13 protein-coding genes and 1 riboswitch are annotated in these 14,114 nt (G+C 70.4%); of the genes, 6 read left to right on the top strand and 7 right to left on the bottom strand.

Annotated elements, in window-relative coordinates; all coding sequences use genetic code 11:
- The 3 genes from ABZ885_RS07375 to ABZ885_RS07365 form a co-directional block, all read right to left on the bottom strand.
- Nucleotides 1–1,398 (bottom strand): aminotransferase class V-fold PLP-dependent enzyme, encoded by a 1,398-nt coding sequence (locus tag ABZ885_RS07375; RefSeq protein WP_360184428.1) that lies wholly within the window; start codon nt 1,396–1,398, stop codon nt 1–3.
- Between the two features lie 52 nt (nt 1,399–1,450).
- A riboswitch (SAM riboswitch) is annotated at nt 1,451–1,568 on the bottom strand.
- A gap of 106 nt (nt 1,569–1,674) precedes the next feature.
- Nucleotides 1,675–2,751: an anthranilate phosphoribosyltransferase gene (gene trpD / locus ABZ885_RS07370; protein ID WP_360184426.1), complete on the bottom strand. Its 1,077-nt coding sequence runs from the start codon at nt 2,749–2,751 to the stop codon at nt 1,675–1,677.
- Between the two features lie 146 nt (nt 2,752–2,897).
- Nucleotides 2,898–3,323: a hypothetical protein gene (locus ABZ885_RS07365; RefSeq protein ID WP_360184424.1), complete on the bottom strand. Its 426-nt coding sequence runs from the start codon at nt 3,321–3,323 to the stop codon at nt 2,898–2,900.
- A gap of 396 nt (nt 3,324–3,719) precedes the next feature.
- On the opposite strand from ABZ885_RS07365, the gene ABZ885_RS07360 reads away from it, so the two are divergent.
- The 5 genes from ABZ885_RS07360 (at nt 3,720) to ABZ885_RS07340 (ending at nt 8,577) form a co-directional block, all read left to right on the top strand.
- The gene (locus ABZ885_RS07360) at nt 3,720–4,340 is read left to right on the top strand and encodes a heme-copper oxidase subunit III (RefSeq protein WP_360184421.1); all 621 of its coding nucleotides are present in this window, start codon (nt 3,720–3,722) and stop codon (nt 4,338–4,340) included.
- Between the two features lie 187 nt (nt 4,341–4,527).
- The gene (locus ABZ885_RS07355) at nt 4,528–5,337 is read left to right on the top strand and encodes a c-type cytochrome (protein ID WP_360184418.1); all 810 of its coding nucleotides are present in this window, start codon (nt 4,528–4,530) and stop codon (nt 5,335–5,337) included.
- A gap of 8 nt (nt 5,338–5,345) precedes the next feature.
- Nucleotides 5,346–6,404, top strand: a complete 1,059-nt coding sequence (locus tag ABZ885_RS07350; protein ID WP_360184416.1) for a Rieske 2Fe-2S domain-containing protein — start codon at nt 5,346–5,348, stop codon at nt 6,402–6,404.
- The gene (locus tag ABZ885_RS07345) at nt 6,401–8,062 is read left to right on the top strand and encodes a ubiquinol-cytochrome c reductase cytochrome b subunit (RefSeq protein WP_360184414.1); all 1,662 of its coding nucleotides are present in this window, start codon (nt 6,401–6,403) and stop codon (nt 8,060–8,062) included. The genes ABZ885_RS07350 and ABZ885_RS07345 overlap by 4 nt, the downstream gene beginning before the upstream one ends.
- A gap of 143 nt (nt 8,063–8,205) precedes the next feature.
- On the top strand, nt 8,206–8,577 hold the full coding sequence (locus ABZ885_RS07340) for a GntR family transcriptional regulator (protein WP_360184412.1): 372 nt from the start codon (nt 8,206–8,208) through the stop codon (nt 8,575–8,577).
- A gap of 37 nt (nt 8,578–8,614) precedes the next feature.
- Here ABZ885_RS07340 and ABZ885_RS07335 read toward each other — a convergent pair whose 3' ends face one another.
- The 4 genes from ABZ885_RS07335 to coxB form a co-directional block, all read right to left on the bottom strand.
- A complete protein-coding gene (locus ABZ885_RS07335; RefSeq protein ID WP_360184409.1) occupies nt 8,615–9,877 on the bottom strand; it encodes an Ig-like domain-containing protein in 1,263 nt (420 codons plus the stop codon).
- A gap of 169 nt (nt 9,878–10,046) precedes the next feature.
- Nucleotides 10,047–10,463, bottom strand: coding sequence for a cytochrome c oxidase subunit 4 (locus ABZ885_RS07330; RefSeq protein WP_360184407.1), 417 nt, complete (start codon nt 10,461–10,463; stop codon nt 10,047–10,049).
- The gene (gene ctaD / locus ABZ885_RS07325; protein WP_360184492.1) at nt 10,463–12,148 is read right to left on the bottom strand and encodes a cytochrome c oxidase subunit I; all 1,686 of its coding nucleotides are present in this window, start codon (nt 12,146–12,148) and stop codon (nt 10,463–10,465) included. The genes ABZ885_RS07330 and ctaD overlap by 1 nt, the downstream gene beginning before the upstream one ends.
- A gap of 86 nt (nt 12,149–12,234) precedes the next feature.
- The gene (coxB, locus tag ABZ885_RS07320) at nt 12,235–13,089 is read right to left on the bottom strand and encodes a cytochrome c oxidase subunit II (protein WP_360184405.1); all 855 of its coding nucleotides are present in this window, start codon (nt 13,087–13,089) and stop codon (nt 12,235–12,237) included.
- Between the two features lie 369 nt (nt 13,090–13,458).
- Between coxB and ABZ885_RS07315 the strand changes: the two genes are divergently transcribed.
- A partial coding sequence (locus ABZ885_RS07315) for an aminotransferase class V-fold PLP-dependent enzyme (RefSeq protein WP_360184402.1) occupies nt 13,459–14,114 on the top strand: 656 nt, incomplete at its 3' end.

Below are 14,114 nucleotides of genomic sequence, written 5' to 3'. Positions count from 1 at the left end.
TCAGCCCTCCCGGCGGCCCCGGTCGCTCTGCACGGTGGCGACGCAACGGCCGCCCTCGTTGCGGTAGTTCCAGGCCGCGCCGTCCGTGACCAGCTCGCGGACGGCGGCCAGGAAGCGGTCGATGTGCTCGTCCGGGGTCCCCGCGCCGAAGCTGACCCGGATCGCGTTGAGGCTCCGCTCGCCCGGCAGCGACGGCTCGGGCGCCCCGCACTCGGACGGCGCGGCCTCCTCGTCGCCCAGCAGCGTGCGCACCAGCGGGTGGGCGCAGAACAGGCCGTCGCGCACGCCGATGCCGTACTCGGCGGAGAGCGCGGCCGAGAAGTGCGAGCTGTTCCAGCCCCGGACGACGAAGGAGAGCACGCCCACCTGCGTCACGCTCTGCGGGTCCTCGGCGGCGCCGAACAGGTTCAGCACCTTCACCTGCGGGATCTCCGCCAGACCGGCCTTCAGCCGGGCGACCAGCTGCTGCTCGCGGGCCTCCAGCGCGTCCCAGCCGGCCTCGGTCAGCGCCCGGCAGGCCGAGGCGATGGCGTAGGCGCCGATCACGTTCGGCGAGCCGGCCTCGTGCCGGGCCGGGCCGGTGTGCCACTCCACGGCCACCGGGCCGCTGGCCTCCCGGGCCACCGTGCGGGTGGCGCCGCCGCCGGCCAGGTACGGCTCGGCCGCGTCCAGCCAGTCGGCGCGGCCGGCCAGCACCCCGGCGCCGAACGGCGCGTAGATCTTGTGCCCGGAGAAGGCGATCCAGTCCACGTCCAGCTCACGCACCGAGACCCGGTGGTGCGGGGCGAGCTGCGCGGCGTCCAGGACCACCCGGGCGCCGTGCCGGTGGGCGGCCGCGGTCAGCTCGGCGACCGGCCAGAGCTCGCCGGTGACGTTGGAGGCGCCGGTGACGCAGAGCAGCTTGGGGCCCTCGGGCGCCCCGGCCAGCGCGGTGTCCAGGGCGGCGACCGCCTCGGCCCGCGAGCGCGGGGCGCGCAGGTAGGTGACGTCCAGGCCGGCGTGGGCCCAGGGCAGCAGCGAGGCGTGGTGCTCGGTCTCGAAGGCGAACACCCGGGTGCCCGCCGGGACGGCGCCGGCCAGCAGGTTGAGCGAGTCGGTGGTGGCCCGGGTGAAGACCACCTGGTCGCCCTCGCGCAGACCGAGGAACTCGGCGACGGTGCGGCGGCTCTGCTCGAAGAGGTCGGTGGAGAGCTGGGAGAGGTAGCCGGCGCCGCGGTGCACGCTGCCGTAGTACGGGGCGTAGGCGGCGACGTCGTCCCAGACCCGCTGGAGCGCTGGGGAGCTGGCGGCGTAGTCGAGCGCCGCGTAACCGACCTTGGCGCCGCTCGCGAGCGGGACCAGGACGTCGTGGCCGAGGACGGCGAGCGGGGCACAGGTCTCGACAGTGGGGGAAGACATGAGGATGCACTCCTGCTACGGGCCAAGGACCCCGGGAGTGCGTGTCAGCCGGCGTCCGCGCTTGTCACGCGGACGGATTGCCGCGGGACCCGGTCCTCACCCAGGGCACCCCGCCACGGACGGAGGGTTGCCGGACAGCAAGCTGGGGCTTCGCGCTGTCACTCATGACCTGGCCCAGACTCTAGGTCGCGGTCCGGCGGGTGGTCAAACACCGGTCCGCCATCCGGACGGCGCCGGGTCCCGCGGGACGCTCTCCCACGGGCCCCGGCTCCCCCGTCACGCCTTGCCGGTGGCCTCCGACCAGCGCTTCAGGACGTCCAGCGCGGCGCCCGAGTCGATGGCCGCCGCGGCCCGCTCCATGCCCGCCGCCAGCTGCTCGGCGAGCGGCGCGTCGGTGAGCTCCAGGGCCACCAGCCCGGCCGCGGTGTTCAGCAGGACGGCGTCGCGCACCGGCCCGCGCTCCCCGGCCAGCAGTCGGCGGGCGACCTCCGCGTTGTACGCCGGGTCCGCGCCGCGCAGCGCCTCGATGCCGACCGGCTCGATGCCGACGTCGCGCGGGTCGAAGGCGGTCTCGGTGACCTCGCCGCCGGAGACGATCCAGACCCGCGAGGTGGTGGTGATGGTCAGCTCGTCCAGGCCGTCGTCGCCGCGGAAGACCAGCGCGGTGGCGCCGCGCCGGGCCAGCACGCCGGCGATCAGCCCGGCCAGCCGGGTGTCGAAGCAGCCGATCGCGTGCGCGGTCACCCGGGCCGGGTTGGTCAGCGGCCCGAGGATGTTGAACGCCGTCGGCACCCCGAGGTCGCGCCGGGCGGTGGCGGCGTGCCGCATCGACGGGTGGAACTTCGCGGCGGAGCAGAAGGTGAGCCCGACCTCCTCGGCCACCTCGGCGACCCGCCGGGCGGAGAGGTCGAGGCCGATGCCGAGCTTCTCCAGCACGTCCGAGGAGCCGCTCGCCGAGGAGGCGGCCCGGTTGCCGTGCTTGACCACCTTGGCGCCCGCGGCCGCGGCGACGATCGCCGACATGGTGGAGATGTTGACGGTCTTGGCCCGGTCGCCGCCGGTGCCGACGATGTCCACCGCCGGGCCGGGGACGGAGAGCGGCTCGGCGTGCGCGTACATCGCGTCGACCAGGCCGGCCACCTCGTCGACGGTCTCGCCCTTGGCCCGCAGCGCGACCATGAAGCCGGCCACCTGGGCCGGGGAGGCCTCGCCGCTCATGATCCGGTCCATCGCCCACGAGGTGGCGCCCTGGTCGAGGTCCTCGCCCCGCAGCAGCGCCGACAGGATGTCCGGCCAGGTGCGGACCACCTGCACGGGGTCCTTGCCGCCGTTCGCAGGGTTCACGTTCACCATGGCCGACTCCAGCTCCTGTGGTCCCCCGAGGGGACGTCCGTAGGGTCGGAGTCAGCCTATCGAGCGGCGGGACGACACCGTCCCGCCGCAACCCTTCTTCTCTTCTGCTGAGACGGCCCGCCGGAAAAGGCCCGTTTCACCGGCCGCTAGCGGACGGCGGGCGTCCGCTTCGCCAGCCGTCCGCGGAGCAGGACGGCGGCGGCCTCGGCCAGCGCCACCGGGTCCACCGGCTGGGAGATCGCCGCGTCGGCCCGGCTCCAGGCGGCCAGCCAGGAGTCCTGCGGCCGGCCGATCAGCACCAGCACCGGCGGGCAGCCGTAGATCTCGTCCTTCAGCTGGCGCGCCAGCCCCAGCCCGCCGGCCGGCACCGCCTCGCCGTCCAGCACGCAGAGGTCCACTCCCCCCTTCTCCAGTGCCTTCAGCACCGCCGGAGTGGTGGCGCACTCCAGGTAGGACAGCTCCGGCAGGTCCTCCGCGGGCCGGCGGCCGAGCGCCGTCAGCACCTGCTCGCGCGTGTTGCGGTCGTGACTGTAGACGAGAACGGTCAGCGTCTCGCCGGTCGTGTACGCCATGGGCCCTGCTCCCTCAAAGTGTGATCCGGACCACGTTCGCCTGAACCGGATGCTACTCCCGATCTCCGGCCGCCGAGCCCCTCCCGCGAGATCCGTCTCAAGCCGCCGCGCCCACGGCTCACCCGCCCGGGGGACACGCCGTCACCCCCGGCGGCGCAGTCCACCCGTACGGCCGACAGAACGGGCGCTCCCCTTACTCCCGGCGCGCCCCACGGGGGTGCAGCGACACGCTGGGCAAGGGGGTCGAAGGGGCCGTCGAGGAACCGTCAGAAAAGGGACACGCCGCTGCTCAGCCCCCGTCCGGACGCCCCGTCGACTGCCACCGGGGCATACCGCACGCACCGGACACTCCGAGGGAGACCCCCCGGCGTGAAGACGGAATAAGGGACCGACATAATGTCCGTCGTGGCGACAGCAACAGCAGTAGAAACCGGGCACGCGCACGGATCGGTCAACCGGCCGAACATGGTCAGCGTCGGAACGATCGTCTGGCTCAGTTCCGAGTTGATGTTCTTCGCGGCCCTCTTCGCGATGTACTTCACGCTCCGCTCCGTCAAGGGAGCCGAGTTCTGGAGCGAGAAGGCGCACGCCCTCAACGTGCCCTTCTCCTCGGTCAACACCACGATCCTGGTGCTCTCCTCCCTCACCTGCCAGCTCGGCGTGTTCGCGGCCGAGCGCGGGGACGTGAAGAAGCTCCGCTCGTGGTTCGTCATCACCTTCGTGATGGGCGCGATCTTCATCGGCGGCCAGATCTTCGAGTACACCGAGCTGGTCAAGAAGGACGGCCTCTCGCTGTCCTCCGACCCGTACGGCACGGTGTTCTACCTCACCACCGGCTTCCACGGTCTCCACGTGACGGGTGGTCTGATCGCCTTCCTGCTGGTCCTGGGACGGACGTACGCAGCCAAGCGCTTCACGCACGAGCAGGCCACCGCCGCCATCGTGGTGTCGTACTACTGGCACTTCGTCGATGTCGTGTGGATCGGCCTGTTCGCGACCATCTACCTGATCAAGTAACCAGCTGATCAGGTCGCTGGCCACCGGCGCACGGCCCCGCCCTCACCGGCGACGGGCCGCTTCGTCCGGTGCCGACGCTCCCACCGACCGACCGCGCGCGCAGCCCTAGACAGGCAGCCTCGTGCCGGCCAGACCGGCCGCCGGGTGCACCCACCAGTCGACCAGATCCTGACACCGGGGTTATTCCGTGAAAAAGCTCTCCGCACGACGGCGCCACCCATTGGCGGCGCTGGTCGTCCTACTTCTCGCCCTGGCGGCAACCGGGGGGCTGTACGCCGCGTTCGCGCCCGCCGACAAGGCGCAGGCCGACGTCGCCGCGCAGTCGCTCGCGATCGATGAGGGCAAGAAGCTCTTCGCCGTGGGCTGCTCCTCCTGCCACGGCCTGAACGGCCAGGGCGGCAGCGACGGTCCCAGCCTGGTCGGCGTCGGCTCCGCCGCGGTCGACTTCCAGGTCGGCACCGGCCGCATGCCGGCGCAGCAGCCCGGCGCCCAGGTGCCGCGCAAGAAGAACATCTACTCGCAGGCCGAGATCGACCAGCTCGCCGCGTACGTGGCCTCGCTCGGCCCCGGCCCGGTGACCCCCCGCGAGGAGCAGTACACCTCGACCAACCCCGAGGACATCTCCAAGGGTGGCGAGCTGTTCCGCACCAACTGCGCCCAGTGCCACAACTTCGCGGGCCAGGGCGGTGCCCTGACCCAGGGCAAGTACGCCCCGTCGCTGGAGGGCGTGGACGCCAAGCACATCTTCGAGGCCATGCAGACCGGCCCGCAGAACATGCCGTCGTTCCCGGACACCACCATGCCCGAGGAGCAGAAGAAGCAGATCGTGGCCTTCGTCCGCCACACCACCAACGATGAGCCGAACCCCGGTGGTCTCACGCTCGGCAGCCTCGGTCCGGTGACCGAGGGCCTGTTCGGCTGGATCTTCGGTCTCGGCGTGCTCATCGCGGTCGCGATCTGGGTCGCCGCCCACACCACCAAGGCCAAGAAGTCATGAGCCAGGACATGTCAGAAGAGAAGCTTCCGGAGTCCCACGGCTCCGCCGGGCACCACGAGGTGGCCGCCCACGGCGATCCGTTCGCCGACCCGGGCCTGCCGGCCCACGAACCCCGTCGCACCGACATCGACGAGCGGGCCGCCAAGCGCGCCGAGCGCCAGGTCTCGCTGATGTTCGTCGTCTCGATGCTCGCCACGATCGGCTTCATCGCCTCCTACGTGGCCATCGACCCCGACAAGATCATCTACGTCTTCCCGCTGGGCAACATCAGCGCGATGAACTTCGCGCTGGGCCTGACCCTCGGCGTGGCGCTGTTCATGATCGGCGCGGGCGCGGTCCACTGGGCCCGCACCCTGATGTCGGACCACGAGATCCCGGCCGAGCGTCACCCGATCGAGGCCGACGACGAGGTCCGCGCCGACGTCATCGAGCAGTTCAGGACCGGTGCCGCCGAGTCCGGCTTCGGCCGCCGCAAGATGATCCGCAACACCCTCATCGGGTCGATGGCGCTGGTGCCGCTGTCCGGCGTGGTGCTGCTGCGCGACCTGGGCCCGCTGCCCGAGGACAAGCTGGCGCACACCGGCTGGCGCGAGGCCACCGAGGCCAAGCCGCTGCAGCTCATCAACATGAACACCAACCTGCCGATGAAGGCAGAGGACGTGATCACCGGTTCGCTGACCTTCGCGATGCCGGAGGGCCTGCACACGCACGACGAGGACTTCCAGCAGCAGATCGCCAAGGACGCCCTGATGCTGGTGCGCATCGCACCGGAGGACATCAAGGACGACAAGTCCGCCGAGCTGGGCTTCGAGGGCATCCTCGCCTACTCCAAGATCTGCACCCACGTCGGCTGCCCGATCAGCCTGTACGAGCAGCAGACCCACCACGCGCTCTGCCCCTGCCACCAGTCGACCTTCGACCTGGCGGACGGCGCGCGCGTCATCTTCGGCCCGGCCGGCCACCCGCTGCCGCAGCTGAAGATCACCACTGACGAGAAGGGCTTCCTGGTCGCCACCGGCGACTTCGCGGAGCCCGTCGGCCCGAGCTACTGGGAGCGTGCTCGATGAGTAGCGCGAGCAGCACCACTTCCGGTGCCGCCAAGCCCGCCAGCACGCGCGCCAAGCCCGCCAACAAGTGGGAGGCCGCCGCTGACTGGACGGACGGCCGGCTGGGGATCTACTCCCTCGCCAAGGCCAACCTGCGCAAGATCTTCCCGGACCACTGGTCCTTCATGCTGGGCGAGATCTGCCTCTACACCTTCGTCATCATCATCCTGACGGGCGTCTACCTGACGCTCTTCTTCAAGCCCTCGATGGGCGAGGTCATCTACGACGGGTCGTACGTCCCGCTCAAGGGCATCCCGATGTCCGAGGCGTACGCGTCGACGATGGACATCAGCTTCGAGATCCGCGGCGGTCTGCTGGTCCGCCAGATCCACCACTGGGCCGCGCTGGTCTTCGTGGCCGCGATGCTCGTGCACATGCTGCGCGTGTTCTTCACCGGCGCGTTCCGCAAGCCGCGTGAGATCAACTGGGTCTTCGGCTTCCTGCTGCTGGTCCTGGGCATGTTCGACGGCTTCTTCGGCTACTCGCTGCCCGACGACCTGCTGTCCGGTACCGGTATCCGGTTCATGGAGGGCGCCATCCTGGCGACCCCGCTGATCGGCACCTACGTCCAGATGTTCCTGTTCGGGGGCGAGTTCCCCGGCCACGACATCGTGCCGCGGTTCTTCACCATCCACGTGCTGCTGATCCCGGGCATCATGCTCGGCCTGCTGGTGGCGCACCTGATCCTGGTCTTCTACCACAAGCACACCCAGTGGGCGGGCCCGGGCAAGACCGAGCAGAACGTCGTCGGCATGCCGCTGATGCCGGTCTACATGGCCAAGGCCGGTGGCTTCTTCTTCCTGGTCTTCGGTGTCATCGCCGCCATCTCCGCGATCGCCTCGATCAACCCGATCTGGGCGTACGGCCCGTACCGCCCCGACCAGGTGTCCACGGACGCCCAGCCGGACTGGTACATGGGCTTCTCCGAGGGTCTGATCCGCGTCATGCCGGGCTGGGAGATCAGCCTCTGGGGCCACACCCTGAACCTGGGTGTCTTCATCCCGCTGATGGTGGTCTTCCCGCTGGTGCTGGTCTCCATCGCCCTGTACCCGTTCATCGAGGGCTGGATCACCGGCGACAAGCGCGAGCACCACATCCTGGACCGCCCGCGCAACGCCCCGGTCCGCACCGCGCTCGGCGCCGCCTGGATCAGCCTGTACCTGGTGCTGCTGGTCGCCGGTGGCAACGACCTGTTCGCGACCCACCTGCACCTGTCGCTCAACGACGTCACGTACTTCGTCCGCGTCGGCTTCTTCGTGGTGCCGGTCCTCACCTTCATCATCACCAAGCGCTGGTGCCTCGGCCTCCAGCGCCGGGACAAGGAGAAGGTGCTGCACGGCCGCGAGACGGGCGTCATCAAGCGCCTGCCGCACGGCGAGTTCGTCGAGGTGCACGCGCAGCTGCCGCAGGGCGACCTGCACAAGCTCACCGCGCACGAGCAGATCCAGCCGGTCGAGCTGCCGGCCCAGACGGACGAGAACGGCGTGGCCCGCAAGGCCGGCGTCGTCACCCGCACCCGGGCCAAGCTCTCCCGCGGCTTCTACGGCGAGGGCAGCCAGATCCCCAAGCCCACCGCCGAGGAGCACCACGAGATCACCAGCGGCCACGGCCACCACTGATCCCGTACGCACCCCCGCGCCACCCCGAGGGCCGCTGACCAGACTCCGCTCTGGTCGGCGGCCCTCGGGCTTTTCCGTCCCTGCCGTTCCCGCCGTTCCCGCCGTTCCCACACCCACCGCCCCTCCCACCGTCAGGAGCCCTCGTGGAGCTGTCCGTCGACCCCGCTGCCGCCACTCCCCCGTACGAGCAGATCCGGGCCCAGATCGCCGAGCAGGCCCGCAGCGGGGAGCTGCCGACCGGTCTGAAGCTGCCGACCGTCCGGGCCCTGGCCGACCGGCTCGGGCTGGCCGCCGGGACGGTGGCGCGGGCGTACCGGGAGCTGGAGGCCGACGGGGTGGTGGAGACCCACGGGCGGCGGGGCACGCTGATCGCCGCGACCGGGGACACCGGACACCGGCTGGCCGCCGCGGCGGCCGCCGAGTACGCCGGGCGGGCCCGGCGCCTCGGCGTGCCGGAGGCGGACGCCCTGGCGGCCGTGCAGACCGCGCTGCGGCTGGCCTACGGGGAGGAGTGAGCCGGGAGCGGGCCGGACGGGCCGCCGTGGCGGGCCCTCAGACCTCCGGGCGGATCATTCCGGAGGCGGGGGCGCGGGTGGCCGGCGGGGTGGTGCTGACGGGCTGTCCGATGGCGCTGTGCTTGACCCAGTCGGTCCAGTCGACGTTCCAGTCCCCGAAGCCGTTGCCGAACGGCTCCATGCCGGCGCCGTGGCTGTTGACCACGGTGACGAGGTCACCGATCCGGGTGTTCTGGTAGAACCACTTGGCGTTCTCGGTGCTCATCCCGGTGCAGCCGTGGCTGACGTTCGCCACGCCCTGCGAGCCCACCGACCAGGGGGCGGCGTGCACGTACTCGCCGCTCCAGGTGACCCGGGTGGCCCACTCGACGTTCAGGTCGTAGGACTCCGAGCTGCCGGAGGCTATGCCGATCGTCTCGCCGCTCATCCGGACCTGGCGCTCCTGGCCGAGCACCACCTTGATGCCGTTGCGGGTGTCGAAGCCGGGCTTGCCGGTGGTCACCGGGATCGTCCGGACCACCTCGCCGTTGCGCTTCAGGGTGAGCTCGTGCGTGGCGGCGTCCACCACCGACTCCACCCGCTCGCCGATCCGCAGTGCCAGGGCGGCCCGGTCGCCGCCGTACAGCCCGTCGGAGATCCGGCTGCCGGTGCCGTCGAAGGCCAGGCTCACCGTCGTCCCGGCCGGCCAGAACGCCTCCGGGCGGAAGTGCAGGTTCTTGTCGTCCACCCAGTACCAGCCGCCGGTCACGGCGGGCTGCGAGGTGACCGTCAGGGCCCGCTCGACCTCCTGGCGGGCCTCCGGCTCCTTGACCGCCTCGGAGAGCTGCACGGTGAGCGGCTGGCCCACGCCGTAGACGCCGGTGCCGGAGGAGTCCGGGCCGAGCTTGGCGGTGAGCAGGCGCTGCGCCGCCAGGGTCGAGAAGCCCGCGGTGGTCTCGCCGCGGCCGCCCTTGCCGTCGTCGGCGGCGATCCTGACGGTGTAGTCGGTCGCCGCCTTGAGCCGGCCGGTGGTCTGCCAGCTGCGCTGGTCCTCCGAGAGCGCCCCGGCGACGACCCGGCCGTCCGGGCCGACCACGGTGACGTCGGTGAGCCGGCTGCCCGGGACGGCGGTCACCGTGACGGGCTGGGAAGGGTCCACCTTGCCCTCGGCCGAGACGTGCACCAACGGGGCCGGGTCGATCCTGTGCACGGCGCCGCCGGCGCCGTCGTCCCCGCCGGAGGTGCATCCGGCCAGCGGGACCAGTACTACGAGGGCCAGCGATATGCCGCCGATACCTGCGATTCCGCGCCTGTCGGCCATGACCGCCTCCGAGGGTTCGCACGATTGATCAGATCGTAGGAACGAGGGGCGGGCGAGCGACATCCGGGGGACCCGCCGTTGGCCCACCGGAGTGAGCGCCTCACCCCGGGGACGCAAAAGGGCCGGGCATCCCGTGCGGGAAGCCCGGCCCTCTGCGAGGGGGAGGAACCTACTGGTTCTGGTTCTCGCCCCGGTAGAACTCGAAGACCCAGCCGAACAGGCCGACCAGGATGATCGGGATCGACCAGTACAGCAGCCACCAACCGAAGATCACGCCCATGAAGGCGAGCGCGCCACCGATCGCGAGCGAGAGCGGCTGCCAGCTGTGCGGGGCGAAGAAGCCCAGCTCACCGGCGTCGTCCGCGACCTCGGCCTCGGGGTTGTCACCGGCGCCGCTGTCCACCCGGCGGGCGGTGAAGGCGAGGTAGTACCCGATGAACGCGCAGAGCGCGAAGGCGAGGAACAGCGCGGTGGTGCCGGCGGCCTCGAGACCCAGGTCGGAGTTGTTCGTCCACAGGCCGTACGTGATCGCCATCGCCAGGATGAAGACCGCGAAGCCGAGGAAGATCTTGCCCTGTTCCTTCATCAGGCGTCGCCTTCCTTCTTGCCCTTGTCCAGCTTCGGGGCGTCGTACTTGGCCGGGGTCACACCCGCGAGGTGCTTGGCCGGCTCACCGTGGTTCTCCAGGTAGTCCAGCGCCGCGATCTCCGGGTAGTGGAGGTCGAAGGCCGGGGATTCGGAGCGGATCCGGGGCAGCGTGAGGAAGTTGTGCCGCGGCGGCGGGCAGGAGGTCGCCCACTCCAGCGAACGGCCGTAGCCCCACGGGTCGTCGACCTCGACCTTCTCGCCGTACTTGGCGGTCTTCCAGACGTTGTAGAGGAACGGCAGGATCGACAGGCCGAGCAGGAACGAGCCGATGGTCGAGACGGTGTTCAGCGTGGTGAAGCCGTCCGACGCGAGGTAGTCGGCGTAGCGGCGGGGCATGCCCTCCGCGCCGAGCCAGTGCTGCACCAGGAAGGTGGTGTGGAAGCCGATGAACAGCGTCCAGAAGCAGATCTTGCCGAGGCGCTCGTCCAGCATCTTGCCGGTCATCTTCGGCCACCAGAAGTGGAAGCCGGCGAACATCGCGAAGACGACGGTGCCGAAGACCACGTAGTGGAAGTGGGCGACGACGAAGTACGAGTCCGAGACGTGGAAGTCGATCGGCGGGGAGGCGAGCAGGACACCCGTCAGACCACCGAAGAGGAAGGTGACCAGGAAGCCGATCGTCCAGAGCATCGGCGTCTCGAAGCTCAGCGAGCCCTTCCACATGGTGCCGACCCAGTTGAAGAACTTCACACCGGTCGGGACCGCGATCAGGAAGGTCATGAAGGAGAAGAACGGCAGCAGCACCTGTCCGGTGACGTACATGTGGTGGGCCCACACCGTCACGGACAGACCGGCGATCGCGATGGTGGCCGCGATCAGGCCGGAGTAACCGAACATCGGCTTGCGGCTGAAGACCGGGACGATCTCCGACACGATGCCGAAGAACGGCAGCGCGATGATGTACACCTCGGGGTGGCCGAAGAACCAGAACAGGTGCTGCCAGAGCAGCGCCCCGCCGTTCGCCGGATCGAAGACGTGTGCCCCGAACTTGCGGTCCGCCTCCAGGGCGAACAGCGCGGCGGCCAGCACCGGGAAGGCCAGCAGGACCAGCACCGCGGTCAGCAGGACGTTCCAGACGAAGATCGACATCCGGAACATCGTCATGCCGGGCGCGCGCATGCAGATGATCGTGGTGATGAAGTTGACCGCACCGAGGATGGTGCCGAAGCCGGAGAAGGCCAGACCCATGATCCACATGTCGGCGCCGACACCCGGCGAGCGGACCGCGTCCGACAGCGGGGAGTAGGCGAACCAGCCGAAGTCGGCCGCACCCTGCGGGGTGACGAAGCCGGCCACCGCGATGGTCGAGCCGAAGAGGTACAGCCAGTAGGCGAACATGTTCAGACGCGGGAAGGCCACGTCCGGCGCGCCGATCTGCAGCGGCATGATCCAGTTCGCGAAACCGGCGAACAGCGGCGTCGCGAACATCAGCAGCATGATCGTGCCGTGCATCGTGAACGCCTGGTTGAACTGCTCGTTCGACAGGATCTGGGTCCCGGGACGAGCCAGCTCGGCGCGCATGACCAGGGCGAGGATGCCACCGATCAGGAAGAAGGCGAACGACGTGCCCAGGTAGAGCGTGCCGATCGTCTTGTGGTCAGTGGTGGTCAGCCACTTGATGATGGTCGAACCCGGCTTCCGGGTCCGCTGCGCCCCGACCGTGACGGCCCCGGCGCCCCCGCCGGCCGCGGCGGGCTCGTTGAGGATGGTCACTTCTCTTCACTTCCCATGGTCGTGATGCCGGAGGGCAACGCGCCGGTCTGGCCCTTGGCCCGCAGCTCCGCCAGGTGCTTGTCGTAGTCAGCGCGGTCGACGACCTTGACCTTGAACAGCATGCGCGAGTGGTCCACGCCGCAGAGCTCGGCACACTTGCCGTCGTACTCGCCCTTGACGTTCGGAGTGACCTCGAACTTGTTCACCACGCCCGGCACGACGTCCATCTTCATCAGGAAGTTGATGGGCCAGAAGTCGTGGATGACATCACGCGAGGTCAGCCGGAACTGGACGCTCTCGTTCACCGGGAGCCACAGCGTCGGCATCTCCGCAGGGGTGCCGACCTCGTACGCGGCGTCCTTGTTGGCCGGGTCCGGGTTCTCGGTGTTCTCGTAGTTGAACGCCCAGCTCCACTGGAAGCCCACCACGTTGACGGTGTGCTGCGGCTTCTCGGAGACGGCGATCAGCCTCGACTCGTCGCGGGCGACGAAGTAGAAGAGCACCGACACGATGATGATGGGGACCGCGGTGTAAAGCGCCTCGATGGGCACGTTGTACCGGGTCTGCGGGGGGATCTCCACGCCGGAGCGGCTGCGCCGGTGGAAGATCACGCTCCAGATGATCAGACCCCACATCAGTGCGCCGACCACCAGTGCCGCGATCCAGGACCCCTGCCACATGTGGAGGACCAGGGGCCCTTCCTCGGTGACGGGGCTTGGCATGCCAAGCCTGGGGAGGTCATTGGCCGAGCAGCCGGTGGCGGTCGCGATGACGAGGCCCAGTGCCAGCGCCTGAGGCAGCTTCCGCCGCATCGTGCGCCGCGGCGAGCGGTCGGAGCCGTTGGGACTCACGTAGCGCCTTCCCGAAGTCTCGCCCGCCTTCGCGTCGCCCCGTGGAGGATCGGTGACCCTCCCCGGCGACCCGTCCACGGGCACGGTTTGAATGCTTATGCGGGCCAAACCCTACTCCAGCCTTATGCGCTGCTGACGGGCAGGTCCCGGTAACGCGCCGCCCGGTCGCCCGATCAGGCCCGGCAAGGGCTGCGCCGCAGGTCATCGTAGGCATTCGAGGCCCGTACGCCCGATCGGGGGATGACCTCGGGCAACACGGGTGACGACCCGTCGGACGCGGACGAATCGGACATTCGGGTTGATCGACTGACGCCGGGTGAGCAGTGGCGGAGGGCCGGAAAGCACCCGTGCGTGTCGTTAAATGTGACCGTGTACTTCGATGTGGCCTCCACCGCACCGCTCCACCCCGTCGCCCGGCAGGCGCTGACCGCCGCCCTGGACGAGGGCTGGGCCGACCCCGCCCGGCTCTACCGCTCCGGCCGGCAGGCCCGGATGCTGCTGGACGCCGCCCGCGAGACGGTGGCCGCGGTGCTCGGCGCCCGGGCCGACGAGATCGTCTTCACCGCGAGCGGCACGCAGGCCGTACAGCTGGGCGTGCTCGGCGCGCTGGCCGGGAACCGGCGGCGGGGCGGGCACCTGGTGCACTCCGCGGTCGAGCACTCCAGCGTGCTGCACACCGCCGAACGGCACGAGGGCGCCGGGGGCACCGTCACCGCGGTACCGGTGGACCGCCACGGGCGGGTCGGGCCAGGGGAGTTCGCGGCGGCGCTGCGGCCGGACACCGCGCTCGCCGTGCTGCAGTCCGCCAACCACGAGGTGGGTACGGTGCAGCCGGTCGCCGAGGTGGCCGGGCTCTGCGGCGACGTGCCGCTGCTGGTGGACGCGGCGCAGAGTGCCGGGCGGGTGGACGTGCCGGCCGGCTGGTCCCTGCTGACCGCCAGCGCGCACAAGTGGGGCGGGCCGGCCGGCGTCGGGATCCTCGCGGTGCGCAAGGGCGTCCGGTACGCCTCGCCGCTGCCGGCCGA

The organism is Kitasatospora sp. NPDC047058, assembly GCF_040643935.1.
Classification (GTDB): Bacteria; Actinomycetota; Actinomycetes; order Streptomycetales; family Streptomycetaceae; genus Kitasatospora.
Note: the sequence above shows the minus strand (reverse complement) of the source record. Positions and strands in the feature narration are given on the sequence as shown.